Raw genomic sequence first — 15,575 nt, forward strand, 5'->3', positions numbered from 1 at the left:
ACACGAGCATACAGGGCAGCGGAGAACACCCGGCCTTCCCTGCGCAATGGCTTTACGGCTTATGCCGTGCTCTCCCCGGAGACGAGTTCTGGGTTGACTCCGTCACCGCCGGTTCAGCTCACGCTTAGCCGACAGCTTGACACCTGCAACGGGTGCCAGGACCACACGGTTTTGCCGTACGCTTAGTCCACGCCGTCGTCGAAGCGTAAACCAGCGTCCACCGCAACCCGCCCAACGTCCGTGACGACGGCCGACGCCCTTCTGAGTAGGACGGGATGGCGATAGATGCGCACTGATTTGGGTCGGACCGCAACTGAAATATTTTCGATTTACAGAAATTTTATACTTGACACGATTTCCGTAAACCGGAAGTGATTTGCCCGTCGGGGTTGTTTTGTCGCACTTTGACCGTCGTTGCGAGCGTAGCGACGCAATCCATAGCGCCACGCGCAGAGACATGGATTGCTTCGCCGCGCTCGCAATGACGGTGAAGATAGCTACACCGGCCGTTCGCCCCTCACCGTCACGCGCGTGCCCGAACGGGTATGCGGCCAGTAATCCCACATCGCGCGGTGCTGGGCGCAGCGGTTGTCCCAGAAAGCGATGGCGTTTTCGGTCCAGCGGAAGCGGCACTGGAACAGCGGATTTTCCGCGTGCTGGTAGAGATAGGCCAGCATCGCGTCACTCTCGTCGCGGGGAACGCCGATCAGGAATCGCGTAAAACCGCGGTTGACGTAGAGCGCCTTCTTAGCCGTAACCGGATGGGTGCGCACCACAGGATGCTCGGCGCGAGGATATTCCGGGCGGTCGGCCACGCCGTAATTGGCGTAGAGCCCGCGATACGTCTGCTCGCCGTCATGCAGCGCGGTGAGCCCGTCGAGATAGGTCTTCATGCGGTCCGACAGCGCTTCATAGGCCGCATACATGTTGGCGAACAGCGTGTCGCCGCCGCGCGGCGGGCACTGCTTGATGTAGAGGATCGAGCCCATCGGCGGCTCGACGTCGCAGGACACATCGGTGTGCCAGCCCTCGCCATTGGCGCGCGGCGAATCCTTGTCGGCGTAGATCTTCATCAGCGCGGGATCGTCGCCCTCATGCGGCGCTGCGGGGTGAATGTGCAGTTCGCCGAACTGCCGGCCGAACGCCAGATGCTGCTGCGGCGTGATGTGCTGGTCGCGAAAGAAGATCACGAGGTTTTCGGCGAGCGCGCGATGGATTTCATCCATCGTGCGGTTCGACAGCGAGCCAGCGAGATCGACGCCCGAAATCTCCGCACCGATGATCGGGGTCAGCTTCTCGACGCCGATGGTCTCATACGGCTCGCTCTCGCCGGCGATGTGCCGATAACGGGGTCCCTGCTTGCTGGAGAGTGAACTCATCGGCGTTTCTCCCAATCATTATTGATTGGGAAGCATCGTAGCCCGAATGATGAGAAGAGCAATCGGGATCGGTGCGTAGGGTGGGTTAGCCGAAGGCGTAACCCACCGCTGAAGGGAGGACAAAGATGGTGGGTTACGCTTCGCTAACCCACCCTACAAGCGTTACTCCGCCGCCGTCACCGGTGCCTTCGCGCCCGCGCCATAGCGCTGATCGATGTAATCGATCACCAGCGCCTTGAAGTCGGCGGCGATGGAGGGGCCGCGCAACGTGCGGAACTTCTTGCCGTCGACGAACACCGGGGCGGCCGGGGCTTCGCCGGTGCCGGGCAGCGAGATGCCGATATTGGCGTGCTTGGATTCGCCGGGGCCGTTGACGATGCAGCCCATGACCGCGACGTTCAGGGCCTCGACGCCCGGATACTGCGTCTTCCAGGCCGGCATCTCTTCGCGGATGAAATCCTGGATCGAGCGCGCCAGTTCCTGGAACGTGGTGGACGTGGTGCGGCCGCAGCCGGGGCATGCCGCGACCAGCGGCACGAAGGTTCGAAAACCCATGGTCTGCAGCAGTTCCTGCGCGACCTGAACTTCCAGTGTGCGATCGCCGCCGGGTTCGGGGGTGAGCGAAATGCGGATGGTGTCGCCGATGCCTTGCTGCAGGAGGATGCCGAGCGCCGCTGACGACGCCACGATGCCCTTCGATCCCATGCCGGCTTCGGTGAGGCCGAGATGGATCGCGTAGTCCGAGCGCTCCGCGAGCACCTCGTAGACCGAGATTAGATCCTGCACGGCGGAAACCTTCGCCGACAGGATCATCTTGTTCTTGGGCATGCCGAGCTCTTCGGCGCGCGCCGCCGACAATAGCGCCGACTGCACCATCGCCTCGCGCATCACCGCCCGCGCATCGCGCGGGTTCGGCAAGAGCATGTTCTCGTCCATCAGCTTGGTGAGCAGTTCCTGGTCGAGCGAGCCCCAATTGGCGCCGATGCGGACCGGCTTGTCGTTCTTGTTGGCGATCTCGATGATGTCGGCAAACTGGGTGTCGCGCTTGTTCTTGAAGCCGACATTGCCGGGATTGATGCGGTATTTGTCGAGCGCCTCGGCGCAGGCCGGATAATCCGCCAGCAGCTTGTGGCCGATGTAATGGAAGTCGCCGATCAGGGGCGTGGTGATGCCGCGCTTGCGCAGGCCGTCGCGGATGTGCGGAACGGCGGCGGCGGCCTCCTCGCGATCCACCGTGATGCGGACCATTTCCGATCCGGCGCGCGAGAGGGCGGCGACCTGGGCGATGGTGCCGTCGATATCGGCGGTGTCGGTGTTGGTCATCGATTGCACGACGATCGGCGCACCCCCGCCGACGGCGACATTGCCGACCATGACCTGGGTGGTTTGATGCCGGGCGCTGGGGCCGGCGACGTCGTCTTGCGGCGGTTTTTCGGGCTTGTTCATGGCGTCTCGAATATCAGGTTTTGGTGACATTCACCAAGGGGACCGAAATGGGCCAGCCGGCCGCATCCGAATTTGAACTTTATCTCTGTATTTTCAATGGCTTAATTCGGCCATAACGGTTCGAGGTGGGCGATCAACACTCGGCCTCCCCTGTCAGCTATATTGGACAGGAAGCGCCGGATTGAAAGAGCTGCTTGCGCCGGGCAGGGCGGCTTTTCATCCGTTGCCGCACACCCTAGCATTGTTCAAATTAACGGGAGGTCAGCATGTCGGAGCTCATCAGCACGGTGGAACTTGCCGGCATCCTCGATCGGCCCAACCTGCGGCTGTTCGACTGCACGACCTATCTCGAACCGGCGCCCGCGGGCAGCAACGCGCCCTATATCGCGGTGCCCGGCGACCAGACCTTCGCGGCCGGCCATATTCCCGGCGCCGATTTTCTCGACCTGCAGGGCGAATTCTCCAAACAGGGCATCGAGCTCCGCTTCATGATGCCTGATATCGCGCAGCTCGAGGCGGCGTTCGGGCGTCACGGCGTCAGTGCAGACAGCCGCGTCGTGCTGTATTCCATCGGCACGCCGATGTGGGCGACGCGGTTCTGGTGGATGCTGCGATCGCTCGGCTTTGACAATGTCGCCGTGCTCGATGGCTGCTTCGACAAATGGAAGGCCGAGGAGCGGGAGATCGAGACCGGGTCCGCCAAGGGATACAAGAAGGCCACCTTCACGGCACAACCGCGACCCGGCTTTTTTGTCGGCAAGGACGAGGTGATGGCCGCGATCAGGGATCACAGCGCCGTGGTCGTCAATGCGCTCGGCCCGCAATTCCACAAGGGCCTGGAGCCGAGCCGCTACGGCCGGCCCGGCCGGATCCCCGGCAGTTGCAATGTATCAGCCGCAACCTTGCTCGATCCCTCGACGCGCGTTTTCGTGCTGCTCGCGGACGCCGAAGCGAAATTTGCGACGCAAGGCCTGCGCAAGGACAAGCAGGTGATCGCCTATTGCGGCGGCGGCATCTCGGCGACGATCGACCTGTTCCTGCTGCACCGGCTCGGCTACGACAACCTCACGCTCTATGACGCCTCGATGGGCGAATGGGCCAAGGATGAGACGCTGCCGATCGAGACGGATTAGCGGAACTTTCTTAAGAGCGAAGTGCTCGCGCATACACCGCTGTCATCGCCCGGCTTGACCGGGCGACCCAGTATTCCAGAGAAGTTTGCGATAGAAGCGATAAGCCGCGGCGTACTGAATCGCCCGGTCAAGCCGGGCGACGACACTTGTGATGGTGGCGCAGCACATTCACCCCATCACACATTCGGATCCGGTGCGACCTCCGCCCTCGCCGCTTCCGGCCGGTTGACGAGATAGAGCCCGGCGATGACCAGCAATGCTGCGACACCAAACGCGATCGTCAGCGTATCATGCAGGATGAAATACGCGGCCACCACGCCGAACAGCGGGGTGATGAAGGTGAAGGCCGACAATTTGCTGGCCGAATAGGTCTTTACCAGCGCAAACCACAGCAGGAACGTCAGGCCCACGACCCAGAACGCCTGATAGGCCAGCAGCGCCAGCGATAGCGGTCCGGGAACGTGGGTGATGGTTTCGCCTGAAATCCACGCCGCGGCAGCGAGAATCGGGATCGAGATCGCCACCTGATAGCCGAGCCCCTTTTCCGCCGGCGCCTTGATCAGCGCGGTCGCCTTGACGATCAGCGTCGTGGTCGCCCACAGCGCGCCGCCGGCGACGATCAGCAGGTCGCCCATCAACACATTGGCGTCGACATTGGCCTGGGGGACGCCGATCGCCAGCGCCACGCCGGCAAAACTCAAAGCGAGTCCGCCCCATTGCGAGGCGCGCAGCCGTTCGCCGAGAAAGACATAGGAGCCGAGCGCGACGAAAAACGGCGCGGTGTAGAGAAACACCGCGGCGCGCGACGCCGACGTCAGCAGCAGGCCGCGGTAGATCAGCACGAATTCAATGCCGAAGATCATGCCCGCAATGACGCCCGGCCACAGCGTGCCGTCGCGCTCGAAGAATCTGACGCCGCGAAACCAGCCGATGATCAGCAACACCGGCAACGCGCCGAGCGAGCGGGCCAGGGCCTGCAGCATCGGCGGCACGTCCGGCAATACCAGCTTCACCGCGATCTGATTGAAACCCCAGCTCAGGCACAGCATCAGCATCAAGGCGATAGCGCCCGGGGTGAGGGCACGCCCGGCGGCAGAGATCACAGGATTGGACGACATTTATCCTCGTAGCCCGGCTTGGCGCCGTGTTGGTTACAGGCATGATCCCGAAAAGTGGTTTTCCGGTTTTTGGAGAAGGATCATGCCAAAAATCTAAGGAGCTTTCTGACAATGCGCGCAGGTGCCGGCAATCTCGACGACGGAAAGCTTTGGCGCAAAGCCGGACGCGCGCGCCGCGGCATTGAGGCTTTGGGCAACCGGGGCCGCGGGAATTTCGCCGACCGAGCCGCAATGGTCGCAGATCAGGAACGCCACCATCGCGGTCGCGTCATGGTCGTGCGCGCAGGCGAGGAAGGCGTTGCGGCTTTCGATGCGGTGGACGAGGCCGTTTTCCATCAAAAAATCCAGCGCGCGGTAGACCGTGATCGGGGCCGGCCGCGGCATCGTCTTGGCGAGTTCGTCGATCACCTCATAGGCCCCGAGCGGACGGTGGCTGGACAATAGCGCCTGCAGCACCTGACGCCGGATCGGGGTGAATTTCTGCGCCCGCTTGGCGCAAACCTGCTCGGCATGCGCGATCGCATCCGCGGCGCAGCGGCCGTGATCGTGGTCGGGTGCCGGAAAGGTGGGTTTTGCCAGGGTCATTGCGTCGAGTTTGTAGCATTTTGGCGCCCAATCCCAAAGCCCGGTGGTATCGCAGACACCAGCCATGTTCTGAGGGCGGAGCTGGTACCTAATTAACCCGGCATGTGGAATTCATAAGCAAGCTTATAATATCCAAAGCTTATGGAGGCTGGCGATGCGCGGTTCCGTGGATATGAACTTCCTGTTTACGCTCGGCGAGGTGCAGCGGATGGTGCGCGCCTATGCCGACAAGCAGGCGGCGCGCTATGGCATCACCCGCGCGCAATGGGCGGTTTTGGCCAAGGTCGAACGATCCGAAGGCCTGAAGCAGACGGAACTCGCCGAACTGATGGAAATGCAGCCGATCACGCTGACGCGGCTGATCGACAAGCTCTGCGACAATGGCTGGATCGAGCGCCGCGGCGACGAGACCGACCGCCGCGTCAACCGGCTTTACCTGAAGAAGGCCGCGCGCCCATTGTTGGGCAAGCTCAGCGGCTTGCGCTCCGAACTCACCGCGACTGCGCTGGACGGCATCAATCCCGCCGACGCCCACCGCCTGTTGTCGCAACTCGATCTGATCAAGGAAAACGTTCGCAACGCGGTCCAGAATCCGCCCGGCGAACCACCCCGGAAGGAGCAGCGCTATGGCTGATCCCGTGCTCAAATTCCCGCCCGAGCAGAAGGCCAGTCCGGATTCGCCGACGCCGCGCCCGAAGCTGGCCGCCGAACCGCGCCGCCGGCTGATGGCCGGCATGCGCCGCTATCGCCGTTTCCTGCTGCTGGTGGTGCTGCCGCTGGTCGCGGCGATAGCCGGCATCACCTTCTATCTCAACGGCGGCCGTTACGTGACCACTGACGATGCCTATGTCGGCGCGCAGAAGGTGCTGATCACGTCGGACGTGTCAGGCAAGATCATCAGCGTGACGGTGAAGGAAGGCCAGCAGGTCTCGACCGGCGACACCCTGTTCCAGATCGACCCGGTACCGTTCCGGCTGGCGGTGGCGCAGGCGCGTTCCAAACTCGACGACGCCAAGGTCAGCCACGACACCCTTGTCGCCAATGTGAAGCTGTACGGACAGACCATCGAACTGGTCAACGCCGGCATCGCGCTCAAGCAAAAGGACGTCGAGCGCAAGAATTCGCTGGTCAAGAGCCAGGCCGGCTCGCAGCTCGATCTCGACAACAGCGCCACGACCCTGGTCACCGCGCAGGCGCAGCGCCAGATTGTCACGCAGCAGCGGTCCAACGCGCTCAACCAGCTGCTCGGCAACCCCGAGTTGCCGCTGGAAGAATTCCCGGCTTACATGCAGGCCAAGGCGGCGCTCGACGACGCCCAGCGCAACCTCGATCTGACCACCGTGCGCGCGCCGATGAACGGCGTCGCGACGCAGGTCGAGCAGATCCAGCTCGGCCGCTTCGTGATGGCGGGCAGCCCGGTGTTTTCCATCATCGACGTCGCCAACCCCTGGGTCGACGCCAATCCGAAGGAATCCGACTTCACCTATGTGGCGGTCGGCCAGAGCGTCACGCTCGACGTCGACGCCTTCCCCAACCACGTGTTCAAGGGCACGGTCGGCTCGCTCTCGCCCGGCACCGGCGCGCAGTTCGCGATCCTGCCGCCGCAGAACGCCACCGGCAATTTCGTCAAGGTGGTGCAGCGCGTCCCGGTGCGGATCTATTTCGACAAGAACGACAAGTTTGTCCGGAAGCTGAAAGCCGGCATGAGCGTCTATGCCAGCATCGATACCAATCACCGCCGCTCGCTCGCGCACCTGCTCGGCCTGACACCGGCCGCGGCTAACCACGAAACCGACTGACCATGCCGGCGCCGGACTCGTCACCTGCTGCGGTTCCCGGCCTGCGCCGGAACATGGTGACGATCTGCGCCATGACGGCGACGATCATGCAGGCGCTCGACACCACGATCGCCAATGTCGCGCTGCCTTACATGCAGGGCTCGCTGTCGGCCTCCCAGGACCAGATCAACTGGGTGCTGACTTCCTATATCGTCGCCGCCGCGATCATGACCGCGCCGGTGGGCTGGATCGCCAACCGCTTCGGCCGCAAGCGCATCTTCATCGTCTGCTCGGCCGGCTTCACGATCGCATCCGTGCTGTGCGGCCTCGCGCAGGACATCAACCAGATGGTGCTGTTTCGGTTGCTGCAAGGCGTGTTCGGCGCGGCATTGGTGCCGCTGTCGCAGGCGGTGATGCTGGATTCCTACGCGCTGCATGAGCGCGCCAAGGCGATGGCGATCTGGGGCATGGGCGTGATGATGGGTCCGATCATGGGACCCTCATTGGGCGCGTGGCTGACTGAAACCTATTCCTGGCACTGGGTGTTCTTCGTCAACCTGCCGTTCGGCATCTTCACCGTGCTCGGCCTCATGATCTTCATGGACGAAACCGGAAAGGACCAGGAGCTGCGCTTCGACTGGTTCGGCTTCACGGCGCTCGCGGTCGCGATCGGATCGCTGCAGCTGGCGCTCGACCGCGGCGAGCAACTCGGCTGGCTGGAATCCAACGAGATCATCGCCGAGTTCATCATCGCCGGCATCGGCTTCTATTATTTCCTGGCGCATTCGTTCACGACCTCGAAGCCGTTCATCCAGTTCGCGCTGTTCAAGGACAAGAATTTCGTCGGCGGCTGCGTGTTCATGGCGGTCATGGGCCTGGTGCTGTTCTCGACCATGGCGCTGTCGTCGCCGTTCCTGCAGAACGTGATCGGCTATCCCATCATCACCGCCGGCGTGCTGCTGGCGACCCGCGGCTGCGGCACCTTCGTCGCCATGATGTTGGTCGGCCGCATGATGCGCTTTGTCGAGGCGCGCAACCTGATCATCGCCGGCCTCAGCATCACCGCTATTTCGCTGTTCTACATGACGCGGTGGACCGACCAGACCGGCGTCACCGAGATCGTCGTGATCAGCGTGCTGCAGGGATTTGGGTTCGGCCTGGTGTTCGTGCCGCTGTCGACCGTGGCGTTCCTGACGCTGCCCAATCATCTGCGCACCGACGGCACCTCGATGCTGACATTGATGCGCAATGTCGCGAGCTCGGTCGGCATTTCCATCGTGATCTCGCAGCTGACCGAGGGATCGCGGCGGGTCTATGCGGGGCTGTCGGAAAATATCAACCCGTTCAACCACGCCCTGCAGATGCCCAATGTACGCGGCATGATCGATCTTACCACCGACACCGGCCGCGCCATGGCCGACGTCATGGTCAAGGCGCAGTCGCAGATCATCGCCTTCTCCCAGGACTACCAGCTGGTGATGCTGTTCGTTCTGGTATCGATCCCGCTGGCCATCATGATCGGTTCGACCAAGGCGACGCTGCGCGCCCAGTCGGTGGCGCCCGATCATGCCGTCATCGAGTAGAGGCTATCTCGCCTCGCCTGGTTTGGCCTGCAGGCACAGATACATGCCGCCAAGCGACAGCGCACCGCCGATCAGATGGACGATCGTCGGCGCCTCGCCGAGAAAGAGGATCGACAGGGCAGCACTGACGACCGGGCCGAGATAGAGGCTGAGCGAGGTCGATACCGCGCCGAAGCGCGCGCCGAGAAAGGCATAGGCCGCATAGGCAAACAGCCCGGGAACGAGGCCTGCGAAGAGATAGACGAGCGCGGCGCGGCCGGTGAAGGCGGCTGACGGCGTCTGCCAGATTTCATAGACCGCAAACGGCAGCGAGAACAGCGCGCCGGCCGCCGCGAACAGGCCGATCCGCGCCAGGAAGCTGACGCCCTGGCCGACGCGATTTTGCATCAAGGTGTATCCGGCCCAGCCCAGCATCGCGAGCAGCGCCAGGAGATCGCCGGTGGAGAGGCCGGTCCCGACCGAGGCCTGTCCTTTGGTGATGATCAGGAGCGCGCCGGCCAGCGCGACCGCCATGCCGATGATTTGCCTGCGGGCAATGGATTCCCGCCCCGAGGCAAAGGAGAACAGCAGCACGACGATCGGCGACAGCGCCATGATCAGCGCGAGGTTGATCGCCGATGTGGTGATCCCGGCGACATAGACCGGACCGCCGCAGATGAACATGCCGAGAAATCCGGCCAGCGCGATGCCCGGCCACTGCCCGCGCAACGCTGCGGGCTTCTCGCGCAGCGCCATCACGACGACCGGCAGCAGGCCGAGCGCCACGATGCTCCAGCGGAAGAACGCGATCGAGAATGGCGGAACGCTGCCGGCCACGCCGCGCGCCAGGATCATGTTGGAGACCTGGGCAGTGGCGACCAGCAGGAAACCGAGCAGGCCCAGCACTTCGTGGGTCCGCGCGCCTGTTGCCGTTTTTGGCTCGCTCATGGTCGATCTGGTCCGGCTGGCATTCCGATGCCGTACCAACTACCATGCCGGCACAGCAGCGGCGACCCTCAACGAGGACAATGATTTTAAATCGAATCGTCATCCTGATGTGCGAGCCTTGCGGTGCACTTGCACCGCTGGCGAGCCTCGCGGGATGGGTCACGGGCGCTTCTCATCCTTCGAGGCGCGCAAGAGCGCGCACCTCAGGATGACGGCGATAGAGGCGAGTGGGCCCCCTCAACCTGAACTCATCACGCTCTACACTACCGGCAGCCGAAGCTCGAGGCCTGCGTGACCGGTCCGCTGCCGTTCCAGGTCGTTTTCAGCGGATAGACGCAGACGGGATAGCTGATGCTCTTGTCGCGCGAGGTCAGCAGGATGTCGCCGGGCGCTTCGCCCTTCTCGACCCAATCGACCAGCGCGGTGAAGAACTGGTCCTGCTCGCGCGTCGGCGTCTGGTTGGCATTGCCGGGCAGTTTCGGCATCGGCACGGTGTCGTTCTTGCCGCCGACCGTGTAGGCCCGGCCCTGCGAAGAGTGCGCGGCGCCCGGCACCAGATACATCCGCATGAACTTCGCCACCTCGGCGTGCCCGCCCATCTGAGCCAGCACGCGCTCGTGATAGTTGATGTTGCCGGCGGGCGGGATCGCATCGTCGACGAGGCCGGTCCAGATCACCACCTTGCGGCCGAGGTCGCGCAGTTTTGCGAGATCCGCCTTGTCGGTGATGAGGTTGCTGAAATGCGTCGGCTGCAGCGCGACGTTCTTGGCGACGGCGTCGGCCAGACCGGCGTAATCGAGTTCGAGCCATTTGTTGCGCGCAGTCGTCGAAGCATTCGTGATCGGTATGGCCGCGGTCGCGCTGGAATCGGCGGCATAGCTGACATCCTGCAGCGCCTGGGCCACGCTATCCACGCCGGCGCTGGTGATCTGATTGCCGATGCCGGTCCCGCGGGTGAACGCCCACCAGATTTGTTTGGGGCCGAGCGACTTGCCGCTGCGACTTTCAGGCGTCTGAGCGGCGTCAAAACTGCCGTCCGGTGTGGCGCCGTACCAGATCCGGTTCAGCGCCATCGCCTCCTTTGCGCTCATGCAGGTCGCGGCATCCGGATTGCCGCCGGTCACGCCGTCGCCGGCAGCGCCGGCACACAGCGCCGCCGCATCGCGCGCGGGATTGTAGTTGCAGGCAAAGGGATCAAGCAGGAAGCCAAGTCCGGCGGTGTCGCAGGCGGCGACGGCGCGCTGATTGGCGGCGGCGACCTTGGCGGCAAAGGCCTTGGCGGCGTCCTTGTTCACTGACGTGAAGCCGAGTTCGGTCTTCATCACGATCTGCGGATACAATCCGGACGTTCCGAACTTCGCGATATTCGGCGCGGGCTGGGCAATCAGATAGCCATCGTAGAGCTCAGGGTATTCCTGGAAGACCTTCATGCCCTGCCGGCCGCCCTGGGAATGGCCGTCGTAGTAAGTGTATTTGGGCGCCTTGCCGTAATAGACGTTGACCAGCGCCTTGGTCTTATTGGCCTGCTCCACCATCGCGCGCACAGAGAAGTCGCGCAGCGCCTCGGTATTGAGCTTGCCGTCGGAGAGGAATGTGAACGAGCCGTCCTGGTACCAGGGCTGGCCGGCATCCGTGGTGCCTGACGCATAGCCGATATTGGCGTTGACGATCGCCGGGACCTTGCTGCCGATCTGACCGGCGATGCGATGTCCGCCGCCGACCCAGCCGCCGCCGCCATAATTGCGGATGCGCTCATTCCAGTTGGCAGGCGCCGGCAGCCAGACCTCGATGCCGATGCCCTCGGAGTATGAGCGCGCGGTCTTGTCCTTTTCGGCCGTAGCGCCGGGGCCGACCAGCAGCTTCACCAGGCAGATGTCTGCCGCCGCCGTCACCGGCTGCGGCGCATCGGGCGCCTTTAATTCCTCGCCTTTCTTGACCTGGCGAACCGCAACGACGACCGTCTCGGCGTCGGGCTTGAAAGCCGTCTTGATGCCATCGTCGCAGGGAAGTTGCTGCGCCAAGGCAGGCGTGACCTGGCCGCAGGCAGCGAGCAACAGGACCGCCCAAATGCATTTGCCCGGTGTGATCGACATCGTTCCGTTCCCCCGTAATTTTATGTAGCTGGTGATTATGCGGATGGCTGATCGATCGCGCCGCCGAGGAAAAGCTGGCCGACGCGGGGATTGCTGAGCACCTTGTCGGCCCGGTCGACGAGGCGGGTCTGGCCGAGTTCGAGCACGATGCCGTAGTCCGAAATTTCCAGCGCCGAGCGGGCGTTCTGCTCGATCAGCAGGATCGAAACACCGCGGTCGCGCAGGTCCTGCAGGATGCCGAAGGTCTGCCGGATCATCAGCGGGGACAGCCCGATCGACGGCTCGTCGACCAGCATCAATTGCGGATTGAGCAACAGCCCGCGCGCGATTTCGAGCTGCTTCTGTTCGCCGCCCGACAGCGTGGACGCCTGCTGCGTGGCCCTCTTGCGCAGAATAGGGAAGCGATCGAGCGCGGCTTCGATGCGCGCCGGCAGATCGGGGATATCACGTCCCGCGACCACGGCGCCGAGCTCGATATTGTGGCGCACGGAGAGTTCCGGGAAGATGTTGCGGCCCTGCGGCACGTAGCAGATGCCTGATGTCAGCAGCTCGCGCTGGCTGAGGCCGGTGACGTCGCGGCCCTTGAAGATGATCTTGCCTTCGCGCAGTTTCAGCAGGCCGAAGATTGCCTTGAACACGGTGGATTTTCCGGCGCCGTTCGGCCCGATTACCGTCGTGATGGTGCCGGCCGGCACCGAGAAACTGGTGCCGTTGAGGATGGTCATCTTGCCGTAACCGCCGACCAGGCCTTTAACGTCGAGGATGGGTTCGCTCATCTGTGTTCCCTCATCCACCGGTTCAGTGGCCGAGATACGCGTCGATGACCGCGCTGTTGGCACGGATCTCAGCGGGCGTACCGATCGCCAGCACCTTGCCTTCCGCCATCACCACCACGCGTGAGCACAGCGACATCACGAATTCCATGTTGTGCTCGATCACGACGAAGGTGGCGCGCTTCTCGCGGTTGATCTCGGCCAGCCGCGCTTTCAAATCGCCGAGCATCGTCAGGTTGACGCCGCCGGCGGGCTCGTCGAGCAGCACCAGCCGGGGCCCTCCCATGAAGGCCATGGCCGCATCGAGCAATTTCTGCTGCCCGTAGGACAATCCGCCGGCCAGTTCACCGGCGAGATGGCCGAGCTTGAAAAACTCGATCATCTGATCGGCCGCCTTGCTGAGGCCCGCATCCGATGGACCCAGCAACCGCGACAGCATGTTGCCCTGGTGCTCCTGGCCGGCGAGGATGAGATTTTCCCGCACCGACAGTTTTGGAAACACCTGTAGCAATTGGAAGGTGCGGCTGACGCCGAGCCGGTTCAAATCCGACGGCCGAAACCCGGTGACGACCTTGCCATCGACCTTCACCTCGCCGGCGCTCGGCTGCAACTGGCCGAGAATGCAATTGAACAAGGTCGACTTGCCGCAACCGTTCGGCCCGATCAGGCCGAGGATTTCGCCTTCCTGCACGTCGAAGCTGACGCCATCGACTGCTTTGATGCCGCCGAAATTCTTCCTTATGTCGCTGATTTCGAGAACCGTGGTCATGGCGCCGGCTCCAACCCTGATTTCGCAACCGCGCGCAGCGCGGAGGCGGCCTTGGTGCGACGCTCGGTCAGATAGCGATCGATGATTCCGAGAATGCCGGTCGGCGAATAGATCAGCAGCAGGATCACCGCGACCGCATAGAGCATCAGATAATAGCCCTGCGTTACCTCGCGAATCCATTCCGGCAACAGCACCGCAATCATCGCGCCAAGGAACGGGCCGAAGAAGAATCCGGAGCCGCCGACAATCACCATCAACAACAGATCGAGCGAAAGCGAGAGGTTGAAAGGCACCGGGTCAATGTACTGCGTCAGCGGCGCGTACAGCGTGCCGGCGACGCCGCCGAGCGCCGAGCCGATCGCAAACGCCATCAAGGTGTAGCGCCGCGTATCGATGCCGAGCGAGAGCGCCCGCACCGGGTTTTCGCGCAGCGCCACGAAGGCGCGGCCCCAAGGCGAACGGATCAGCCACCAGGTCGCCAGCGACACCAGGGCGAGCGAGCCGAGGCAGACATAATAGAACGGCAGCGGCCGGTTGGTCGGATAGCCCAGGATCGTCGGCCGCGGAATGTTGCTGATGCCGTAGATGCCGTTGGTCAGCCAGCTCTCGTTGCGGAACACCAGGAAGGCGAGCGTGGAAAACGCCAGCGTCACGAAGGCGAGGTAATGGTGCTGCACCCGCAGCGCCGGATAGCCGAGGATCCAGCCGATTGCAAAACACAGCAGGATGGCAACCCCAAGCCCCGCGATCAGCGGTAGGCCGTTCGTGGTCATGAGCGCGGCGGTATAGGCGCCGATGCCGACAAAGGCGCCCTGTGCCAGCGAGACCTGGCCGGCATAGCCGAGCGTGAGGTTGAGCCCCATCGCGGCGATGGTCATCACAGCCCATTGGCTCAGGATGAACAGGCCGTAGCGGTTGAGGTACATCGGCGCGATGATCAGGGCCGCGATCACGACCACACCGAGCGCGACGCGCCAATATCGATTGAGCAGGCTCATACCGTACGCTCCTCGGCGCGGCCCAGCAGGCCCTGCGGACGCAGCAGGATGATGAGGATCAGCAAGATCATCGGCACGGCCGCGCGGTATTGCGTCGAGACATAGGCCGCGGCGAGATTATCGACGACGCCGATCAGTAAGCCGCCGGCGATTGCGCCGCGCACCTGGTTGAACCCGCCGACGATCGCCGCGATGAACGCCGCCTGCCCCAGCACTTCGCCGCTGGAGAATTTGGCGAGATAGATCGGTGTGATCAGCAGCGAGGCCAGCGCCACCAGAAAGGCATTGATCAGGAACGTCAGCAGGATCATCCGCTCGACGGGAATGCCGATGATGCGGGCGACCGTCGGGTTCTGTGCGGTAGCCTGCATCTGATGGCCGATGGACGTGCGGTTCAACAGCATGGTCAATCCGACCACTGCGGCGATGGCGAGCGCGAGCACGCCGACGCTCTGCAATGCGACCTGGCGGCCGAGGATCGAGATATCGCCTGAAGGCACGATGGAGGGGAACGGCGAGGCTTCGGCGCTGAAAAATTGCTTCACGGCTTCCTTGATGCCGATCGCCAGCGCCATGGTCGCGATCGCCAGCGGCAGCACGCCGTGGCGGAGCATCGGGTCGACCAGCAGCATCTTGAAGCCGAGGCCGAGCAGCAGCAGCGACAGCAGCATGCCGATGACGATCGCGAGCCAGAACGGCGCGCCGACATGCATCGCCGCCAGCATCAGGAACGCCGGCAGCATGACGAATTCGCCCTGCGCGAAGTTGATGGTCTGCGACGTCTGCCACAGCAGCGTGAAGCCGACCGCGACGATGGCATAGATCGCCCCCGTCGCCAGTCCCGCTATCAGAAGATCAAGCAGATTGGACATGCCTTTACCTTGTCCTTTTATTCCGACCTCATCTTGAGGAGCGGCGGCTGCGCCGCGTCTCGAAGGATGCAGGCCCGTCTGTGGCCTCATGGTCCGAGACGGCGCTACGCGCCTCCTCACC

The 15,575-nt window shown here is 63.4% G+C and carries 14 protein-coding genes; 4 read left to right on the forward strand and 10 right to left on the reverse strand.

Features of this window, described 5'->3' with window-relative positions:
• Nucleotides 1-497: 497 nt before the first annotated feature.
• Together JQ609_RS17065 and ispG are read right to left on the reverse strand one after the other, a co-directional pair.
• The gene (locus JQ609_RS17065; RefSeq protein WP_212274265.1) at nucleotides 498-1,379 is read right to left on the reverse strand and encodes a TauD/TfdA family dioxygenase; all 882 of its coding nucleotides are present in this window, start codon (nucleotides 1,377-1,379) and stop codon (nucleotides 498-500) included.
• 162 nt (nucleotides 1,380-1,541) lie between these two features.
• Nucleotides 1,542-2,825 carry a flavodoxin-dependent (E)-4-hydroxy-3-methylbut-2-enyl-diphosphate synthase gene (gene ispG, locus JQ609_RS17070; RefSeq protein WP_212207158.1) on the reverse strand — a complete coding sequence of 428 codons (1,284 nt, stop codon included), beginning with the start codon at nucleotides 2,823-2,825 and terminating at the stop codon, nucleotides 1,542-1,544.
• 266 nt (nucleotides 2,826-3,091) lie between these two features.
• Here ispG and JQ609_RS17075 point away from each other — a divergent pair, with 266 nt between their 5' ends.
• The gene (locus JQ609_RS17075) at nucleotides 3,092-3,958 is read left to right on the forward strand and encodes a sulfurtransferase (protein WP_212274266.1); all 867 of its coding nucleotides are present in this window, start codon (nucleotides 3,092-3,094) and stop codon (nucleotides 3,956-3,958) included.
• A 176-nt stretch (nucleotides 3,959-4,134) separates the two neighbouring features.
• On the opposite strand, the gene JQ609_RS17080 is transcribed toward JQ609_RS17075, so the two are convergent.
• Both JQ609_RS17080 and JQ609_RS17085 read right to left on the reverse strand, forming a co-directional pair.
• Nucleotides 4,135-5,076 carry a DMT family transporter gene (locus JQ609_RS17080; protein WP_212274267.1) on the reverse strand — a complete coding sequence of 314 codons (942 nt, stop codon included), beginning with the start codon at nucleotides 5,074-5,076 and terminating at the stop codon, nucleotides 4,135-4,137.
• Nucleotides 5,077-5,169: 93 nt separating this feature from the next.
• Nucleotides 5,170-5,661 (reverse strand): Fur family transcriptional regulator, encoded by a 492-nt coding sequence (locus JQ609_RS17085; protein ID WP_211995541.1) that lies wholly within the window; start codon nucleotides 5,659-5,661, stop codon nucleotides 5,170-5,172.
• 154 nt (nucleotides 5,662-5,815) lie between these two features.
• On the opposite strand from JQ609_RS17085, the gene JQ609_RS17090 reads away from it, so the two are divergent.
• From JQ609_RS17090 to JQ609_RS17100, 3 genes are read left to right on the forward strand one after another with little or no spacing between them, the layout of a single operon-like run.
• On the forward strand, nucleotides 5,816-6,295 hold the full coding sequence (locus JQ609_RS17090; RefSeq protein WP_212274268.1) for a MarR family winged helix-turn-helix transcriptional regulator: 480 nt from the start codon (nucleotides 5,816-5,818) through the stop codon (nucleotides 6,293-6,295).
• Complete coding sequence (locus JQ609_RS17095; RefSeq protein WP_212274269.1) at nucleotides 6,288-7,460, forward strand: HlyD family secretion protein; 1,173 nt, start codon at nucleotides 6,288-6,290, stop codon at nucleotides 7,458-7,460. Before JQ609_RS17090 ends, JQ609_RS17095 begins: the two co-directional genes overlap by 8 nt.
• 2 nt (nucleotides 7,461-7,462) lie before the next feature.
• Nucleotides 7,463-9,022, forward strand: coding sequence for an MDR family MFS transporter (locus JQ609_RS17100; RefSeq protein ID WP_212274270.1), 1,560 nt, complete (start codon nucleotides 7,463-7,465; stop codon nucleotides 9,020-9,022).
• A gap of 3 nt (nucleotides 9,023-9,025) precedes the next feature.
• Here the strand turns inward: JQ609_RS17100 and JQ609_RS17105 are convergent, their stop codons facing one another.
• From JQ609_RS17105 to JQ609_RS17130, 6 genes are all read right to left on the reverse strand, one after another.
• Nucleotides 9,026-9,949, reverse strand: coding sequence for a DMT family transporter (locus tag JQ609_RS17105; protein WP_212274271.1), 924 nt, complete (start codon nucleotides 9,947-9,949; stop codon nucleotides 9,026-9,028).
• 263 nt (nucleotides 9,950-10,212) lie between these two features.
• Nucleotides 10,213-12,042, reverse strand: a complete 1,830-nt coding sequence (locus JQ609_RS17110) for a tannase/feruloyl esterase family alpha/beta hydrolase (protein ID WP_212274272.1) — start codon at nucleotides 12,040-12,042, stop codon at nucleotides 10,213-10,215.
• Between the two features lie 35 nt (nucleotides 12,043-12,077).
• Nucleotides 12,078-12,818 carry an ABC transporter ATP-binding protein gene (locus JQ609_RS17115; RefSeq protein ID WP_211995535.1) on the reverse strand — a complete coding sequence of 247 codons (741 nt, stop codon included), beginning with the start codon at nucleotides 12,816-12,818 and terminating at the stop codon, nucleotides 12,078-12,080.
• A gap of 22 nt (nucleotides 12,819-12,840) precedes the next feature.
• Complete coding sequence (locus JQ609_RS17120) at nucleotides 12,841-13,584, reverse strand: ABC transporter ATP-binding protein (RefSeq protein ID WP_212207149.1); 744 nt, start codon at nucleotides 13,582-13,584, stop codon at nucleotides 12,841-12,843.
• Entirely contained in the window at nucleotides 13,581-14,582 is a 1,002-nt protein-coding gene (locus JQ609_RS17125) for a branched-chain amino acid ABC transporter permease (RefSeq protein WP_212274273.1), read from the reverse strand. The genes JQ609_RS17120 and JQ609_RS17125 overlap by 4 nt, the downstream gene beginning before the upstream one ends.
• A complete protein-coding gene (locus JQ609_RS17130) occupies nucleotides 14,579-15,454 on the reverse strand; it encodes a branched-chain amino acid ABC transporter permease (protein WP_212274274.1) in 876 nt (291 codons plus the stop codon). Before JQ609_RS17130 ends, JQ609_RS17125 begins: the two co-directional genes overlap by 4 nt.
• Nucleotides 15,455-15,575: the final 121 nt, after the last annotated feature.

The sequence above is a fragment of the Bradyrhizobium sp. AUGA SZCCT0169 genome (assembly GCF_018130085.1).
GTDB lineage: Bacteria > Pseudomonadota > Alphaproteobacteria > Rhizobiales > Xanthobacteraceae > Bradyrhizobium.

Bases quoted from the DNA above. Each gene is read 5' to 3' on its own strand.
- JQ609_RS17065 (WP_212274265.1), bottom strand. From the start codon at position 1,379: ATGAGTTCACTCTCCAGCAAGCAGGGACCCCGTTATCGGCACATCGCC.
- ispG (WP_212207158.1), bottom strand. From the start codon at position 2,825: ATGAACAAGCCCGAAAAACCGCCGCAAGACGACGTCGCCGGCCCCAGC.
- JQ609_RS17075 (WP_212274266.1), top strand. From the start codon at position 3,092: ATGTCGGAGCTCATCAGCACGGTGGAACTTGCCGGCATCCTCGATCGG.
- JQ609_RS17080 (WP_212274267.1), bottom strand. From the start codon at position 5,076: ATGTCGTCCAATCCTGTGATCTCTGCCGCCGGGCGTGCCCTCACCCCG.
- JQ609_RS17085 (WP_211995541.1), bottom strand. From the start codon at position 5,661: ATGACCCTGGCAAAACCCACCTTTCCGGCACCCGACCACGATCACGGC.
- JQ609_RS17090 (WP_212274268.1), top strand. From the start codon at position 5,816: ATGCGCGGTTCCGTGGATATGAACTTCCTGTTTACGCTCGGCGAGGTG.
- JQ609_RS17095 (WP_212274269.1), top strand. From the start codon at position 6,288: ATGGCTGATCCCGTGCTCAAATTCCCGCCCGAGCAGAAGGCCAGTCCG.
- JQ609_RS17100 (WP_212274270.1), top strand. From the start codon at position 7,463: ATGCCGGCGCCGGACTCGTCACCTGCTGCGGTTCCCGGCCTGCGCCGG.
- JQ609_RS17105 (WP_212274271.1), bottom strand. From the start codon at position 9,949: ATGAGCGAGCCAAAAACGGCAACAGGCGCGCGGACCCACGAAGTGCTG.
- JQ609_RS17110 (WP_212274272.1), bottom strand. From the start codon at position 12,042: ATGTCGATCACACCGGGCAAATGCATTTGGGCGGTCCTGTTGCTCGCT.
- JQ609_RS17115 (WP_211995535.1), bottom strand. From the start codon at position 12,818: ATGAGCGAACCCATCCTCGACGTTAAAGGCCTGGTCGGCGGTTACGGC.
- JQ609_RS17120 (WP_212207149.1), bottom strand. From the start codon at position 13,584: ATGACCACGGTTCTCGAAATCAGCGACATAAGGAAGAATTTCGGCGGC.
- JQ609_RS17125 (WP_212274273.1), bottom strand. From the start codon at position 14,582: ATGAGCCTGCTCAATCGATATTGGCGCGTCGCGCTCGGTGTGGTCGTG.
- JQ609_RS17130 (WP_212274274.1), bottom strand. From the start codon at position 15,454: ATGTCCAATCTGCTTGATCTTCTGATAGCGGGACTGGCGACGGGGGCG.